Annotated in this window: 16 protein-coding genes; 8 read left to right on the top strand and 8 right to left on the bottom strand. The window is 64.7% G+C overall.

Features of this window, described 5'->3' with window-relative positions; genetic code table 11:
- Positions 1-138: 138 nt before the first annotated feature.
- From V6X63_RS10505 to V6X63_RS10485, 5 genes are all read left to right on the top strand, one after another.
- A complete protein-coding gene (locus tag V6X63_RS10505; protein ID WP_367978900.1) occupies positions 139-666 on the top strand; it encodes a VOC family protein in 528 nt (175 codons plus the stop codon).
- Positions 667-697: 31 nt separating this feature from the next.
- Positions 698-1,003 carry an AbrB/MazE/SpoVT family DNA-binding domain-containing protein gene (locus V6X63_RS10500; RefSeq protein WP_367978899.1) on the top strand — a complete coding sequence of 102 codons (306 nt, stop codon included), beginning with the start codon at positions 698-700 and terminating at the stop codon, positions 1,001-1,003.
- Positions 987-1,463, top strand: a complete 477-nt coding sequence (locus V6X63_RS10495; RefSeq protein WP_367978898.1) for a PIN domain-containing protein — start codon at positions 987-989, stop codon at positions 1,461-1,463. Before V6X63_RS10500 ends, V6X63_RS10495 begins: the two co-directional genes overlap by 17 nt.
- Before the next feature lie 9 nt (positions 1,464-1,472).
- Positions 1,473-3,590 (top strand): bifunctional 23S rRNA (guanine(2069)-N(7))-methyltransferase RlmK/23S rRNA (guanine(2445)-N(2))-methyltransferase RlmL, encoded by a 2,118-nt coding sequence (gene rlmKL, locus V6X63_RS10490; protein ID WP_367978897.1) that lies wholly within the window; start codon positions 1,473-1,475, stop codon positions 3,588-3,590.
- A 210-nt stretch (positions 3,591-3,800) separates the two neighbouring features.
- Positions 3,801-5,024 (top strand): NAD(P)-binding protein, encoded by a 1,224-nt coding sequence (locus V6X63_RS10485; protein WP_367978896.1) that lies wholly within the window; start codon positions 3,801-3,803, stop codon positions 5,022-5,024.
- An 84-nt stretch (positions 5,025-5,108) separates the two neighbouring features.
- On the opposite strand, the gene V6X63_RS10480 is transcribed toward V6X63_RS10485, so the two are convergent.
- The 6 genes from V6X63_RS10480 to V6X63_RS10455 form a co-directional block, all read right to left on the bottom strand.
- A complete protein-coding gene (locus V6X63_RS10480) occupies positions 5,109-6,137 on the bottom strand; it encodes a zinc-dependent alcohol dehydrogenase family protein (protein ID WP_367978895.1) in 1,029 nt (342 codons plus the stop codon).
- A gap of 98 nt (positions 6,138-6,235) precedes the next feature.
- On the bottom strand, positions 6,236-6,955 hold the full coding sequence (locus V6X63_RS10475; RefSeq protein WP_367978894.1) for a glycosyltransferase: 720 nt from the start codon (positions 6,953-6,955) through the stop codon (positions 6,236-6,238).
- Between the two features lie 6 nt (positions 6,956-6,961).
- A complete protein-coding gene (locus V6X63_RS10470; RefSeq protein ID WP_367978893.1) occupies positions 6,962-7,099 on the bottom strand; it encodes a hypothetical protein in 138 nt (45 codons plus the stop codon).
- A gap of 7 nt (positions 7,100-7,106) precedes the next feature.
- Positions 7,107-8,168 carry an NAD(P)-dependent alcohol dehydrogenase gene (locus V6X63_RS10465; RefSeq protein WP_367978892.1) on the bottom strand — a complete coding sequence of 354 codons (1,062 nt, stop codon included), beginning with the start codon at positions 8,166-8,168 and terminating at the stop codon, positions 7,107-7,109.
- A 76-nt stretch (positions 8,169-8,244) separates the two neighbouring features.
- A complete protein-coding gene (locus V6X63_RS10460; RefSeq protein WP_367978891.1) occupies positions 8,245-9,081 on the bottom strand; it encodes a DUF6279 family lipoprotein in 837 nt (278 codons plus the stop codon).
- The gene (locus tag V6X63_RS10455; protein ID WP_367978890.1) at positions 9,068-9,790 is read right to left on the bottom strand and encodes a hypothetical protein; all 723 of its coding nucleotides are present in this window, start codon (positions 9,788-9,790) and stop codon (positions 9,068-9,070) included. The genes V6X63_RS10460 and V6X63_RS10455 overlap by 14 nt, the downstream gene beginning before the upstream one ends.
- 48 nt (positions 9,791-9,838) lie before the next feature.
- Between V6X63_RS10455 and V6X63_RS10450 the strand changes: the two genes are divergently transcribed.
- On the top strand, positions 9,839-10,183 hold the full coding sequence (locus tag V6X63_RS10450) for a thiol-disulfide oxidoreductase DCC family protein (RefSeq protein WP_367966529.1): 345 nt from the start codon (positions 9,839-9,841) through the stop codon (positions 10,181-10,183).
- A gap of 21 nt (positions 10,184-10,204) precedes the next feature.
- On the opposite strand, the gene dld is transcribed toward V6X63_RS10450, so the two are convergent.
- The gene (gene dld, locus V6X63_RS10445) at positions 10,205-11,893 is read right to left on the bottom strand and encodes a D-lactate dehydrogenase (protein ID WP_367978889.1); all 1,689 of its coding nucleotides are present in this window, start codon (positions 11,891-11,893) and stop codon (positions 10,205-10,207) included.
- Between the two features lie 105 nt (positions 11,894-11,998).
- Here dld and V6X63_RS10440 point away from each other — a divergent pair, with 105 nt between their 5' ends.
- On the top strand, positions 11,999-12,880 hold the full coding sequence (locus tag V6X63_RS10440) for an MBL fold metallo-hydrolase (RefSeq protein ID WP_367978888.1): 882 nt from the start codon (positions 11,999-12,001) through the stop codon (positions 12,878-12,880).
- Positions 12,881-12,925: 45 nt separating this feature from the next.
- Here the strand turns inward: V6X63_RS10440 and V6X63_RS10435 are convergent, their stop codons facing one another.
- Positions 12,926-13,858 (bottom strand): homocysteine S-methyltransferase family protein, encoded by a 933-nt coding sequence (locus V6X63_RS10435; RefSeq protein WP_367978887.1) that lies wholly within the window; start codon positions 13,856-13,858, stop codon positions 12,926-12,928.
- A gap of 62 nt (positions 13,859-13,920) precedes the next feature.
- Here V6X63_RS10435 and V6X63_RS10430 point away from each other — a divergent pair.
- Positions 13,921-14,475, top strand: a 555-nt coding sequence (locus V6X63_RS10430; RefSeq protein WP_367978886.1) for an Rpn family recombination-promoting nuclease/putative transposase, incomplete at its 3' end; no start/stop codon positions are given.

Here is a 14,475-nt window from a genome sequence, read left to right as displayed (position 1 = left end):
CCGGAAGGCGACACCAGCTAAGCGTAAAGACGTGTCCCCGATCCACCGGAATAACCGTCCCCGATCAGATGGAACGCCTGTCCCCGATCGACTGGAACAGGTGACCCACTTGACTGGAATACGCATCTGGCCGCCGGCATGGCCATTCAGCGGTTTGCCGGCATGACGCTCTCCAGTCACCGGCCGGATTCCACCGCGCGGGTGCTGACTGAATTACTCGGGTATACCGAGGGCGCAGCCGATACCGACGGCCGCTGGTTTCACGCCCCGGGGGATGGCACTGGAGATCAGCTGTATTTATTCAACGAGGCGGCCGCCGGCCAGCCAGGCTATGGCACGGTGCACCACATTGCTTTTCGTGTGTCGGATCGCTCGGCACTGCTAGAGATGCTCGAGCGCGTACAGGCCACGCGTCTGCCGTCGTCCGGCGAGGTGGACCGGTTTTATTTCAAATCCGTCTACTTCCGCGAGCCCGGCGGCATGCTCTTTGAGATCGCCACCGATGACCCGGGCTTTGCCGTGGATGAGCCGGCCGAGTCCCTGGGCGAGGCGCTTAAGCTCACCGACGCGCATGAACCGATGCGAGCGGCAATCGAGGCCCAGCTACCGGTGCTGCAGATATTTGCCCAGTCGGGCAATCCCGGGCCTTGCCCGAGTAAGGATTGAGTAAGGAGTTTTTCCTTGTTAAGCTCTCAGCATGCCTAAAGTGACTAGCAAATTGCAGGTTACCCTGCCAAAAAAAATCGCGGATGCGCACGGTATCCATCCGGGTGATCAGATTGATTTTGAGTCTGTCGGTGATGTGATTCGGATCCGCCCTGAAGGGGCTGATAGCGGCGCTGGCAATAAGGCCAAGTCGCCCGCGGAGCGGCTGCGACTTTTTGAGGAGGCAACTCGCCGGCAGCGGGCCCGAGAGCAGTCCATGACGTTGAACACTCATGGTGAATCGCCGGATCGGGAGTGGACGCGGGAGGCGCTTTACGATCGTGTCCGTTCTGATTGATACAAACTTGTTGGTCTACCGGTTCGACCCAATCGACCCGACAAAGCAACGCCTCGCGACTGAACAGCTGATGCAGCGCCTGCAGGCGGGTAAGCCCACATTCTTGCCACATCAAGCGATCATTGAGTTCGTTGCGGCGGTGACTCGGCCTCGCCGCGCACTTGCCGGGGAACCGCTTCTCACCAGAAGGGAAGCACTGATTGAAGCCGAGGCAATGATGCAGCAGTTTGATGTGCTCTATCCGGATGCGCTCGTTCTGCAAACCGCGCTGCGCGGCGCAGAAGTCTATGGTCTGTCCTGGTTCGATGCCCATCTCTGGGCCTATGCCGAGGTCAATGGAGTTCCCGAAATCCTCTCAGAGGACTTTCAGCATGGCCGGTATTACGGCAATGTGAGGGTTGTCGACCCTTTTATCCAAGCAGGCGGTGGAGTTCGCGAACTACCGGCGCTGTACGGATAGTGACCCCCAATGACTGACTTTTTCGCCACCGCTCCGCGCGGCTTCGAAGAGCTGCTGGCCGCTGAACTGCGCGACCTCGGCCTGGCTAGGGCGCGGGTTCAGCGCGGCGGGGTCAGCTTTAGCGAATCGCTGGCCGCCGCCTACCGCGCGTGTTTGTGGTCACGGCTCGCCAACCGCATCCTCCTGCCCATCGCACGCTTTGAGGCAGAGGACGAACAGGCCTTGTATGACGGTGTGCAGGGCATCGACTGGTCGGCCCATCTGGGGGTGGAGAACACCCTGGCGGTGGACTTTACCGGGGTGCGGGCGCGCATTGCCCATGGTCGCTTCGCCCAGCAGCGCGTCAAGGATGCCGTGGTCGATCAGCTGCGTGATGCCAGTGGTGCGCGGCCGTCAGTGGATACCGATCAACCCGATGTGCGGGTGAACGTCCACATGATGGAAGCGGCGGTGACGGTGGCGATTGATCTGTCGGGCGAGAGCCTGCATCAGCGCGGCTATCGGCGCCAGGGCCGCAGCGCACCGTTAAAGGAGAACCTGGCGGCCGCCATGCTGCTGCGTGGCGACTGGCCCACACTGGCGGCCCAGGGCGGGGCGTTGATTGACCCCATGTGTGGCTCGGGCACGCTGTTGATCGAGGCGGCGTGGATGGCCACCGACACGGCGCCAGGGCTCTTGCGCACACGCTTTGGCTTTCATCACTGGCGGGGCCACGACGACGCCCTGTGGAAACCCCTCATCGACGAAGCGCTGGAGCGCCAGGCGCGCGGTACTGAAAATCCACCGACCATCCGGGGGTATGACCAGGATGAGGCGGCGGTCGCCGCCAGCCGCGATCACCTGCGTCGAGTGGGTCTGGCCGATTGCGTGCCGGTGGAGTGCGCCGGGTTGTCTCAACTGCAGCGACCGGCCGATCGGCCGCGCGGTCTGGTCATCACCAACCCACCCTATGGCCAGCGCCTGGCCGAGCAGCATGAGCTGGTGCCGTTGTACCTGAGCCTGGGCCAGACCCTGAAGAGTCGGTTTACGGGCTGGCGGGCGATGGTGCTGAACGGCTCGGGCTGTGCGCTTGGCCTGAAACCCGAGCGAAGCTGGCAGGTCTTCAATGGCCCCATTGAGTGCCGCCTTGAGCGATTTGAGCTGCAGGCCGGGGGCGGGGATGCGATACCCGCCCAGGACCTGGTCAACCGCCTGCACAAAAACCAGCGACAATTAAAGAAATGGCTGGCGCGTGAGGCCATACATGCCTATCGGGTGTACGACGCCGACATCCCGGAGTACGCCCTGGCCGTGGATGTGTACAACAGTCAGGATGGCCGGTGGCTGCACGTCCAGGAGTATGCCGCCCCCGCCACGGTCGATGCCGGCAAGGCGCAGGCCCGTTTGCGCGCCGCTTTGAGTGTGCTGCCAGGCGCACTCGACACCGACCCTTCAAAACTGGTCTACAAAGTCCGCCAGCGACAGCGCGGCGAGCAGCAGTATCAGCGCCTCGCGGAACAAGGCCAGTATCTGGAGGTGCAGGAAGGGCCCTGCCGCTTGCTGGTCAACCTCACCGATCATCTGGACACGGGCCTGTTTCTGGATCACCGGCCGGTGCGGCTGTGGATTGGTGAGAACGCTCGGGGTAAGCATTTTCTGAACCTGTATGCCTACACCGGTGCCGCCACCGTGCATGCGGGCCTGGGTGGCGCGGCCAGCACCACCAGCGTGGATCTATCAAAAACCTACCTCGCCTGGTTGCAGCGCAATCTGCATCGCAATCAGCTCAACAGCCCCGTGCATGCGCTGATTCAAGCGGATGTGATGGCATGGCTGAAGGGCTGTGATCGGCGGTACGACCTGATCTTTCTGGACCCACCGAGTTTTTCAAGCTCAAAGCGCATGGCCGGCAGTCTGGACATCCAGCGCGATCATGTGGCGCTGATCCAGGCGGCGGCCGCGCGTCTGAATGAGGACGGGTTACTGATCTTTTCCACCAATCGCAAAGGCTTCAAGCTCGACCCGGTGCTGCATGAGCAGTTCACCATCGAAGACCGCACGGCGTCGTCCATCCCGAAAGACTTTCAGCGCCGTGCCTGGGTACATGGGTGTTGGTTTATTCGTCTCGCAACAACCACGGCGACATAGACATCGTGCCGTGGGCGAGCTCTGTCCTGTTCAATTCCGCTGTATTGTGAGAGGGTACCGATAAACCTGCTCAGAAATGACGATTATTGAGCAGGTTTAGGGGCGAAGGAGCTGGGTCAATGGTCTTGGCGATCGACCCGGCTGGCCGAGGCATCGTCCGCCGATGGGGGCTGACAGCGACCACAGAGCGCGATGTACCCTGATCAAGTCATGACAGATCAAAAGGCTCATTCCCGCACCGGCGTCGCCCTCGACATTGCCATCATCGGCAGCGGCGTGGCGGGCGCATCGGCCGCGCGTCAGCTCGCACGCTCCCTGCCGGCTCGGTTGGGGCGTATCGCCATCCACGAAATCGGCCGCGGCCCTGGCGGTCGGGCAGCCACTCGCAAGTCCCGATCGCTGCCTGGCTTTCGGGTGAACCACGGCGCACCCTATGCCGATATCACCACCGCCCAGGGCCAGGCACTGATTGCCTCGTTGGAAGGGGCAGCCGAGGCCTACACCGGTGAACGTGTGCGGATTGATGCCAGGACCGGCAGGATCCATCCGCTCGAAAAGCCCGAGGGGGTATCGCTTGTGACCGGCGCGGGTGGCGAGATGGCGCGGATCGCCGAGGGCTTGCTGCGGGATCAGGACGGTGGCGTGCTCGCGCCCGTCGAGACCCGGTTCACCAGCATGGTGCGGGGGCTGAGCCGGGAGCCGACAGAGCATGGTCAGTGGCAGCTGACCGACAGGCACGGCGAGACCATCGGCCAGGCCGACTGGCTGGTCGTCGCCGGCAGTGGTGTGGCCCATCCGCGATGGTCGCAGACCTTCGGTGGCGAGCCGCCGTTGGTGTCCGCGGCCCAGTCGGTGGACGATCCCGCGCTGGAGAAGGCATTGGCGGTGATCGCCGGGCAGGGCGCGGCGCCCGTCCTGACGGTGTTTTTCCATCTGACGGGGGAGGCGGCGGAGCCATGGCTCGCGATGGGCCTCAACGATGGGGTTGTGGAAGGAGATCGCCGGATCGCCAGGCTGTCGGTTCAGCCGACGGGGGAGGGGCGTTGCTCGGTGGTCCTCTACTCCACCCGCGAATACGCCCGTGAAAACGCCGGGGTCCATGGCGCCTCCTCGAGCGCGGCCAGGGTGGGCAATGCCGCATCCAGCGCCGACCGGGAAGCGGTGATCATTGAGGATCTGCTCTCGGCACTTACAGGGATTCCGTCCATGCCAGCGGTCGACCCGAGCGCCTGCGCTTTCGGCCCGCTGTTGCATCGCTGGGGCAATGCCTTCCCGCTCGGCGAGCCCCTGCCGCGATCCCTGGCCGTCTGCCCGGACGCCCGCGTCGCCTTCTGCGGTGATTACGTCGCCACCGACGCGCGCATGGGCAGTTACGAGAGTGCCCTTTTATCCGGTGCCAATGCCGCGGAGGCCATTCGGGAGGCACTGGGCTGATCCGAATGGCCACCGCTGCCCATGATGGCCCTTTACAACGGGACGGGTGGCCGGTTCGCGCGGGCGACCCGCCCGGGGACGGCCCTATGCCGTCAGGATCATCTTGATCGCCTTCTGGTTGGCCGCATCGCCAAAGACGTCATAGGCCTTCTCGATCTCATCCAGCCTGAAGTGATGCGTGATCAGGCTCTGGGCGTCGACACCGCCGGATTCGAGGATCCGCATCAGCACCGGAATCGTGTTCGTATTCACGAGGCCCGTGCGGATGGTCACGTTCTGGATCCAGAGGTCCTGAATCTGGAGATCCACGCTGGTGCCATGCACGCCGATGTTGGCGATGTGACCGCCGGCGCGGACGATGCGCTGGCAGGTGTCGAAGGTCTCGGGGATGCCGACCGCCTCCATGGCCACATCAACGCCTTCCCCGCCGGTCATCTCCATGATGGTGTCCACCGGATCCTTGCTGATGGTGTCGGTCGCACCCAGCTGGCGGGCCGTCGCGAGGCGGTTCTCATCCGGATCGATCATGATGATCCGCGCCGGCGAGTAGAAACGCGCCGTGAGCAGCGCGGCAAGGCCAATGGGCCCCGAGCCGACGATGGCAACCGTATCGCCAAGGCCGACCTCGCCGTTGAGGGCGCCGATCTCATGGCCCGTGGGCAGGATGTCGCTCAGCATCACCGCGGATTCCGGGTCGAGGCCCTCGGGCAGCTTGTAGAGGCTGTTGTCGGCGTGGGGGATGCGCACGGACTCCGCCTGGGTGCCGTCGATCATATGGCCCAGGATCCAGCCACCGTCGCGGCAGTGCGAGTACATGCCCTGCTTGCAGTAATCGCAGCGCCCGCAGGAGGTGATGCAGGCGATCAACACCTGGTCGCCGGGCTTGAGCGTGGCGACACCGTCGCCGACGGATTCGACCACGCCAACTCCCTCATGCCCGAGTGTCCGGCCGGGCTCGCAGGTGGGGACGTCGCCTTTGAGGATGTGCAGGTCAGTGCCGCAGATGGTGGTGTGGGTAATGCGCACGACGGCGTCGGTCGGGTGCTCGATTGCCGGATCGGGTTTGTCTTCCCACTGCCGTTCGCCGGGGCCGTGATAGACGAGTGCTTTCATGGCTTCCTCCTCTCGTTGGCAATGGATGCCATGAGGTTAGACAAGCCAGATGCGGTCTTCGTTGACCCTGATCAGCCTGAGTGGCCAATTCCGGTTGGCTAATCGGGCCGCCGATACCAGAACCAGGTCAGACGCCGAAAACGCCCCGCCCAGGGGAAGAGGACAAACGTGAACAGCACCAGCGCGTGCTGCCAGGGCCGAAACCAGTCGACCTTACGCGCCGAGCTGACCACCGGCGGGATGTCCAGCACCGCAAAGCGCAGCCCCCGCTGCCGGGCCAGGCGGCGCAACCGGCGTGAGTAGTCGATTTCCTCGCCGGCATAGACCTTCTCGCTAAAGCCGCCCAGCTCGGTGTGGAGGCCGGCGCGCACAAAGACAAAGCAACCGGCGGCCAGATGCAGACGTCGAGACAGCGCATTCCAGCCTGCCAGTCCCAGGCGCTGTAGCGCCCCGTCCATCCGATCAAAGGTGATCATGGCGCCGCCGCCCGCCCAGTCGCTGTCGAGTGCATCGTGGGCGGCGCGAAGATGCACCGCTTCCACCCGCGTGTCGGCATCCACGAAAACCAGCCCCGGCGCCTTTGCCGCTCGGCCACCGGTGTTGCGCACCCGGGCGATGCGCCGCACGGACTCATCGACCACACGGGCACCATGCTCCAGAGCGATCGCGCGGGTGGCATCCGTCGAGGCGTTGTCCACCACGATGGTCTCGATGGCGATGTCGGCCTGTTCCGCGGCCCGCTTCAGTGCCGTCAGGGTATCGCCCAGATAGTCGGCCTCGTTCCAGGCCGGCACGATGACGGAGAGCGCGGGTCGCATGGTGGACTAGTCCCGGCGTTCGAGGCCCATCGCCCAGAAGTCCATCTCGAGCCGCGCGACGAAGTCATGCTGGATGTAGGCCCGCCAGTCCGGGGCACAGGCGGCCTTGAGATCATCGAATCGGTACCGGGTCTTGTCAGTCATGCCGTGCTCAGCGGCCATCGCCCTTCAATGTCGCCATGTCGATGACGAAGCGGTACTTCACATCACCGCTTTGCACGCGTTCATAGGCCTCGTTGATATGGCGGATATCCAGCATTTCCACGTCGCAGGCGATGTCGTGCTCGGCGCAGAAATCCAGGACCTCCTGGGTCTCCGGCATCCCGCCGATCAGCGAGCCTGCGAGGACCCGGCGGCCAAGGACGAGGTTGCCCGCCTGCAGTGGCGGTTCGACGGGCTCGAGCAGACCGACGAGGATATGCGTGCCGTCGTACCGCAGCAGCGCCAGGTAGGGGTTGAGGTCGTGCTGGACCGGAACGGTATCCAGCATGAAATCAAACGCGCCCGCGGCGGCCGCCATCTGCGCCTCGTCGGTCGACACGATCACATGATCGGCCCCCTGGGATCTGGCCTCGGGCACCTTGTGCTCGGAACGGGTGAATACCGTGACTTCCGCGCCGAGCGCCCTGGCGAACTTGATGCCCATGTGGCCGAGGCCGCCCATGCCGATCACGCCCACCTTGTCGCCGGGTTTCACGCCGTAGTGGCGCAGTGGGGAGTAAGTGGTGATGCCCGCGCAAAGCAGCGGCGCGGCGGCGGCGGGGTCAAGGCGCTCCGGGATACTGACCACGAACCGGTCACTGACCACGATGGCCTCGGAGTAACCCCCGAAGGTGATGGAATGGTCATGACGGTCCTCGCCATTGTAGGTCGGTGTCATCCCCTCGAGGCAGTACTGCTCGAGGCCCTCCTTGCAGGGCTCGCAGTGGCGGCAGGAGTCGACCATGCAGCCGACACCGACCACATCGCCCGCCTTGAATCCGGTCACGTCGCTGCCGACGGCCGTTACACGGCCAACGATTTCGTGGCCCGGGACAACCGGGTATTGGGTCATGCCCCAGTCGTTCTGCACGAAATGGATATCGGTATGGCAGACACCGCAGTAGTCGATTTCGATGGCCACGTCATCGGGGCGCAGATCGCGGCGCTCGAGTGTGAAGGGGGCAAGACCGGACTGGTCGGACTGGGCGGCGTAGGCACTGGCCTGGAGCATGGATGATCTCCGTTGATCGATGTTCCAATCCCCCACGGTGGTGGCGGATGCGTGCGTTGTCAAAGTGAAAGCGATCCTAGCGCGAGGCCACGGTCTCCAGGTCGCCACGATAGCCGGCGAGCCGCTCCCGCGCCTGGGCGCGCTGCATCGGGGTCAGCGTGGTCAGAAGGCGGTGGGTGCATCGTCGCCACAAGGCGCGGCTGGTCTGCCGGTAGTCCTGTAGCACGGGTGAACGGGCGGCGTCTTCGAGCAGCCAGCCCTGGAGGAACGACTCCACCTCGGCCTGCGGTGCGTCGTTGTGAAGCAGGGTGATCAGATCCTCTTCGGTCTGCCGGCGCCAGGCCTGCCATTCCTCACTGACATCCGGCATCGCCGCGACGCACTCGGTCAATTGGGTGCGTTGGCTGATTTCCAGCGGCCCGACCCAGTCCTGCGTGCGTTCGATGGCGCGCTGCTCCTGGTCGACCAGCAGACGCTCGATATAGGTTTCCCGGCCCTCGGCCAGCGTTGCCTGGAGGGCCTCGATCTGTCCGGCGTCCAGTTCTCTCAGCAGCTCCGCGGCAAGCGGTATCACATCAGTGACATTGGTCCGGACAATCTGCTCGCCGTCGATGAAAAGCGCGTCCACGTCGGCCTTTTCCGGTTCTGGCGTGGCGAGCACGGTATCGACCCGGTCGAGGTATGCATTGATATCGGGCAGACGGTTCTGCCGGTGATACTGCTGATAGGCGGCGAGCCCGTCGCGCAGCCGGTCACGCTGCTCCGTGGTGAGGTCGAGGTAGTCACCGATCTGCCAGGCCCCGAGCCAGTCGGCGTTTTCGTAGGCCAGTTCGACACGGCTGCAGGCCACCAAAGTCAGGCTGACAATGATGACCGCGAGATAGCGTTGAATGGCGCGGTTAGGGCGAGTCATCGGTGAATGCTTTGACCTGGAAGCGGATGCGCAGTTCATCCGCGACGCGCAGGCCGCCACCGAGTGCGGAGTAGGGGACAAGGCCCAGCTCGCTGAAGCGCGTGCGCAGTGCCCCGGTGGCGGTGAGTTGGTTCTCATCGCGGTCCAGCATCACGGGGACGGCGTGAACCGACGTCTCGCCGGCGATGGTCACGCGAAGGCGCACGTCCGGCTGCCACTCGGGGCCGGTGATCCCGAGACTCGAGAGTCGGATGAGCGGATGCGAGGCGGCATCGAGCTGGGACTCGCCGAGCATGTTCTGCCGGGTGGCGCGGATGGCACTCTCCGGAACATCCGGCTCGAGCCCCTCGGCGGCGCGCCATGCTGGCCGGTCCACCGCCAGTTCGGCCACCGGCACTTCAAGGCGGAAGGCGGAGTCCTGCCAGGGGTCGGTGACGATAATCGTGCCGCCAATCACCGGCCCGCCGATGACGTGTGGATGGCCGAGCGCGGCGAGTGGCCCCTCGGCGCCGAGGATGATCCGCAGATGCGAGGCGGCGGGGTCAACGATATAGCGCTGGCCATCCGGGAGTGGCGGCAGGACCTGCTCGCCCGCCGCCGGGCCCGCTGAACCGGCGGGTGGCGTCGGCGACGGGGCGGTGCTGCAGCCGGCCAGCAGCAGTATAAGAGCCGTCAGCCAGAGTAGGCGGTTGAGACGCTGATGGGTCATGCGGATACCTATCATTAGCCCGTCCATGCCACCATACCGGTAATGGCGATGAAACGACTCTACTACGATGGCAGCTGCGGGATGTGCCGGCGCGAGATCGAGCATCTTCGCGGCCGGCTTGAGCCGGAACTCGAGCTGGTGGATATCAGCGAGCCGGCCTTCGAACCGCCGGCCGGATATACGTTTGCCGCGATGATGGAGCGCATCCATCTGCATGATGGCGAGCGTATGCAGGTGGGCCTGCCGGCCTCGCTTGTCTACTGGCGCATGGCCGGTGGCGGGTTTCGGCTGCTGGCAGCGCTACTGAGCCTGCCGGGCGTTTTTGCACTGGCCAACCGGGCCTATAACCGCTGGGCGGCCTGGCGCCTACGCGGCCGGTCATGTCGTTCCTGAAGCCTGTCTCGAACGGCCCGCTCAGGAGGCGTCGGCATAATTCTCGCCACGCGGTAGCTTTCCGACACCCGGGTTGAAGGTGTTGGTCGGATCAAGCCGGCGGTAGAACGCCGCCAGCGGCTCTTTCGCGGGATACAGGTGGCCGACGTTGTGTTCCGCGGGGTATTCCGCGCCGCGGGCATCCAGGATCTCCAGCATCTTCGCCTTGTGCGCCGCGACGTCTGCGCCCTTGCGGAAGACGTAGTCCTGGTGGAAGACGTTGCAGAAGAAATGCCCGTAATAAAGCCGATGGACCAGGTCATCGGTGATGGATTTCGGCAACGTCTCGAACCAGTCGCGGTCATTGCGCGCAAGGGCGATGTCCAGGGCGAGGATGTCCTCAACCTCGGAATCGTGAATGACCTGGTAACGGACGCCGGCTCCCGCGGCGGCAAATCGGTGCAGCATGGCCCGCTCGGCCTCGTCCGGCGTGCAGCGGAACCAGGCGTCCGGGAAGCAATCGTTCAGAAACGCCTCGGTCTCCTCGACCATGTCCCCGTTGACCCGCAGGATCAGGTGATGCTCGAAGCGATCGCGCCATTCGACGACCCGTGCCGGGAGCGGGTCGGGCACGAGGCGGGAGAGGCGCTGGAGGACATGATCGGTGAACGGCGCCGGGAAGAGGGGCAGCCGGCGGAAGAAGCCGTCGATGCGGTTCTTCAGGGCAAAGGCCTTCGGCAGACGGGCCGTGCCGAGTGTCTTGATGATGAGGAAGCTGTCCTTGCCGTAGCGCCGGGCGACATCGAATAGCTCGCGATGCAGATACTCCGCGGTGATGGGCAGTTTCGTGGCCTCGCGCAGGAAGCGGGCACGGAACTCGGCCATCTGCCCGGTATCGTTGCTGCCGATGTAGTAGGTTCGGACGTCGGATTCCTGCTCGAAGGTGTCCAGCCGCACGGCGAAGACCATGACCTTGCCGGCGCTTCCGGAGACGCCATAGAGGAGCCGCGGGTCATTGTTAAACCGCGCTGCACCCGGTTCATCGGCGCCGCGGATGATCTCCGGGTAACCATCATCGCTCGCCTTGCCGGCGTGCCAGTCGATGTCCTCGGGGCGATAGTCGCCGCGCTCGAGGCGCTCTAGGATCTCCTCGGGTGTGGCGCCCAGATCGATGCCGAGCTCATTGATCAGCTCGAGTTCGCCCTGTTCGTTGACCCGGGCATAGATGGCAAGCTCGGTATAAGCGGGACCGCGTCGGCAGAGCGCGCCGCCGGAGTTGTTGCAGACCCCGCCCACCACGCTGGCGCCGAGGGAGGTGGAGCCGATCACGGAATGCGGTTCGCGCCCGTACGGCGCGAGTGCGTGGGTGAGTTCGAACAGGGTGGCACCGGGCAGGGCGATCGCCTGTGTGGCATCACCAATCAGCTGTAGCCCTTTGATGCGCATGGAGTTGATCGCTACCGCGGGGCGTTCGTATTCACCCTTCGGCGTTGAGCCCTCGGTCAGTCCGGTGTTGGCCGCCTGCGGCACGATGACGGCGCCGGCGTCGACCGCGGCGCGCGTACACTGCCAGAGCTCGACGAGCGTCCCCGGGTGGACAACCGCCGCCACCCGGCCACTGCCGGAGCGGTAACCGGTGCAGTAGGGGCGCGTGGCCGCCTCATCGGTCTGGACATGATCGCGTCCGGCGATGGAGATCAACCGATTGACCAGGGCGCCCGTCTCGCTCATCTCATCCTCCTTACCCGAGTCGTCTGCATGGACGTCGTCCCACTTGGCGAGCCCTCGTCACTCTCTTACAGTGCTCGGTGACGTGCAACGGGGAGTCTATCCATTGTGAGACCGGAAGTACGCCATGTCTTCCACCCGCCAAGCCATACCTTCTCGTATGTGGTCTGGGATTCCGCGACCCGCCGGGCCGCGATCATCGACCCGGTACTCGACTACGATCCTGCCTCGGGCCGCAGTGGCACGGAGACCGTGCAGCAGCTGGTGGATATCGTCGAGGCCGAGGGGCTCACGGTGGACTGGCTGCTCGAAACCCATGCGCATGCCGATCACATGATGGCGATTCCCTTCCTGAAGGCCCGCTTCGACGCCCGGGTGGCGATCGGCGAGGGCATCGCGCGGGTACAGCAGCGCTTCGTCCGGCTGTTCAACCTTGGCTCGGATTTCCCGAGCGATGGCCGGCAGTTCGATCACCTGTTCGCCGACGGGGAGCACTTCGCCGTTGGGGATATCCCGGCGCAGGTCATCCACACCCCGGGGCATACCAGCGATCATGTCAGTTATGTGATCGGTGATGCGTTGTTCGTGGGCGACACGCTCTTCCTGCCGGATGCCGGGACCGCGCGCTGCGACTTCCCGGCCGGGTCGGCAACCGATCTCTATCGCTCGATCCATCGGCTGTTCGAGGCCCTGCCGGACAGCCAGCGCGTGTTCGTGCTGCATGACTATGGCACCGAGGCGCGCGGGCCGGCCAACGAGACCACCATTGGCGCGGAGCGGGAAGGCAACATCCACGTCGGCGCCGGCACCCGCGAGGCGGACTTCGTAGCATTGCGGGAGGCCCGGGATGCCACGTTGCCCATGCCGACGCTGATCCTCTCGGCCGTGCAGGTCAATATCCGCGCCGGCGAGTTTCCGCCGGCGGAGGGCAATGGCCTGCGCTATCTCAAGATTCCGCTGGATGAATTCCGGGCGCACTGGCGGCCATAGCCGGTTTAAGCGGCGCGTCGCCGCCAGGGGGCCGTCCGAGCGATCTCAGGCCCGATTGAGCCCCCCGAAACGGCGATGCAGCTCGGCGATATGCGCGGGGCCGATCTCGCAGCAGCCGCCCACGATCGTGGCGCCGGCATCGATCCAGTCCCGCACATGCCCGGCATAGACGGCGGGCGTCATGCTCTCGCGCGCGGCCAAGGCATCCACGGTGCCGCCGGCCTCGAGCTCGGCTGCCGCCTCGAAGCCATTGGCATAGCCGCCGAAGGGGACGCCTCGACCGGCCAGGATTGGCATGGCGGTGGTGACGGCCTCCGGGGCGGAGCAGTTGATCAGTACGGCGTCGGCGCCGGCCTCGACAACGGCCGATGCCGCATCGGCAAGTGGCTCCCCCGAGCGCAAGCGCGTCCCGTCCTGATCATCCACGGTGAAGGCGATCCAGACTGGCCGACCACTCTGCCCGCCCGCGTGGGCCGCGGCGACCGCCTCGCGGGTGAGGCTCATGGTCTCGGCGATGAAAAGATCCACGCCGCCGGCCTGTACCTCGACGAGGCGGGCGTAGTCTCGCTGGCAGGTGGCATCGTCCGGGATGAGCTCGGCGTGATAACTCGCCACCAGCGGGGGCAGACAGCCGGCGATGCGGACCCGGCAATCGCTCTTATCGCGGGCCGAATGCGCGGCGTCGAGTGCTGCCTTCTGCAGTGAATCGAACCATGCAGGATCCCCGTCGCGGGCCAGGCGCTGGGGTGTGGCGACGTAGGTATTGACGGTGATGACATCCGCCCCGGCCGCGATGTAGTCACGATGCACCGCGGCGACCAGATCCGGCTCATCGCGCATGACCTGCGCCGACCACAGTGGTGTCGCCGGTGCCTGCGTGCGTTTGCGCAGCTCCTGGCCCATGCCGCCGTCGAGGAGGGTGATCGTGTGCTCGGTCATGGGTTGATCCCTCGTGATGTGATGCATGTCGAGACCCATCGTGCCCATCCTGCTTCAGGGTGACTCCCGCGAAGAGATCACTGAGGACCGGAGCAAGGGGAATGGTGCACCACGGCCATGACCATGGCTACAAGCTTCTGTTCAGTCATCCGGAGATGATGGCGGACCTGATTCGCGGGTATGTCCGAGCGCCATGGGTGGAACAACTGGATTTCAACTCACTTGAAAAGGTCAACGGCAGTTATATCAGCGATGACCTGCGTAGCCGTGAAGATGATGTTATCTGGCGATTGCGCTGGGAGGGCGAGGCGCGTTGGCTGTATGTGTATCTGCTGCTCGAGTTTCAGTCATCGCCGGAGCGATTCATGGCGCTTCGTGTGCTGACCTACCTCGGTCTTTTGTATGAGGATCTAAGGCGCTCCGGGCAACTATCCGCGGATGGTCTCCTGCCTCCTGTTCTTCCAGTGGTTCTCTATCGTGGTTCGGCGCCATGGCAGGAGCCGCGCAACATAACGGAGCTCATCGATGGGGGCCTGTGGAGATTTTTGTGTGTGAGCCGCTCCATTGAGATCAGGCTTCCAGCACGAACCGGTCGCCGAACTGGATCGCAAGCTGGGTTTTGGCAGCGTGCCATTGGACGGGTGGCCGTTTCCACT

Source organism: Spiribacter onubensis (assembly GCF_040838425.1).
GTDB lineage: Bacteria > Pseudomonadota > Gammaproteobacteria > Nitrococcales > Nitrococcaceae > Spiribacter > Spiribacter onubensis.
This window is presented reverse-complemented; position numbering and strand designations above follow the sequence as displayed.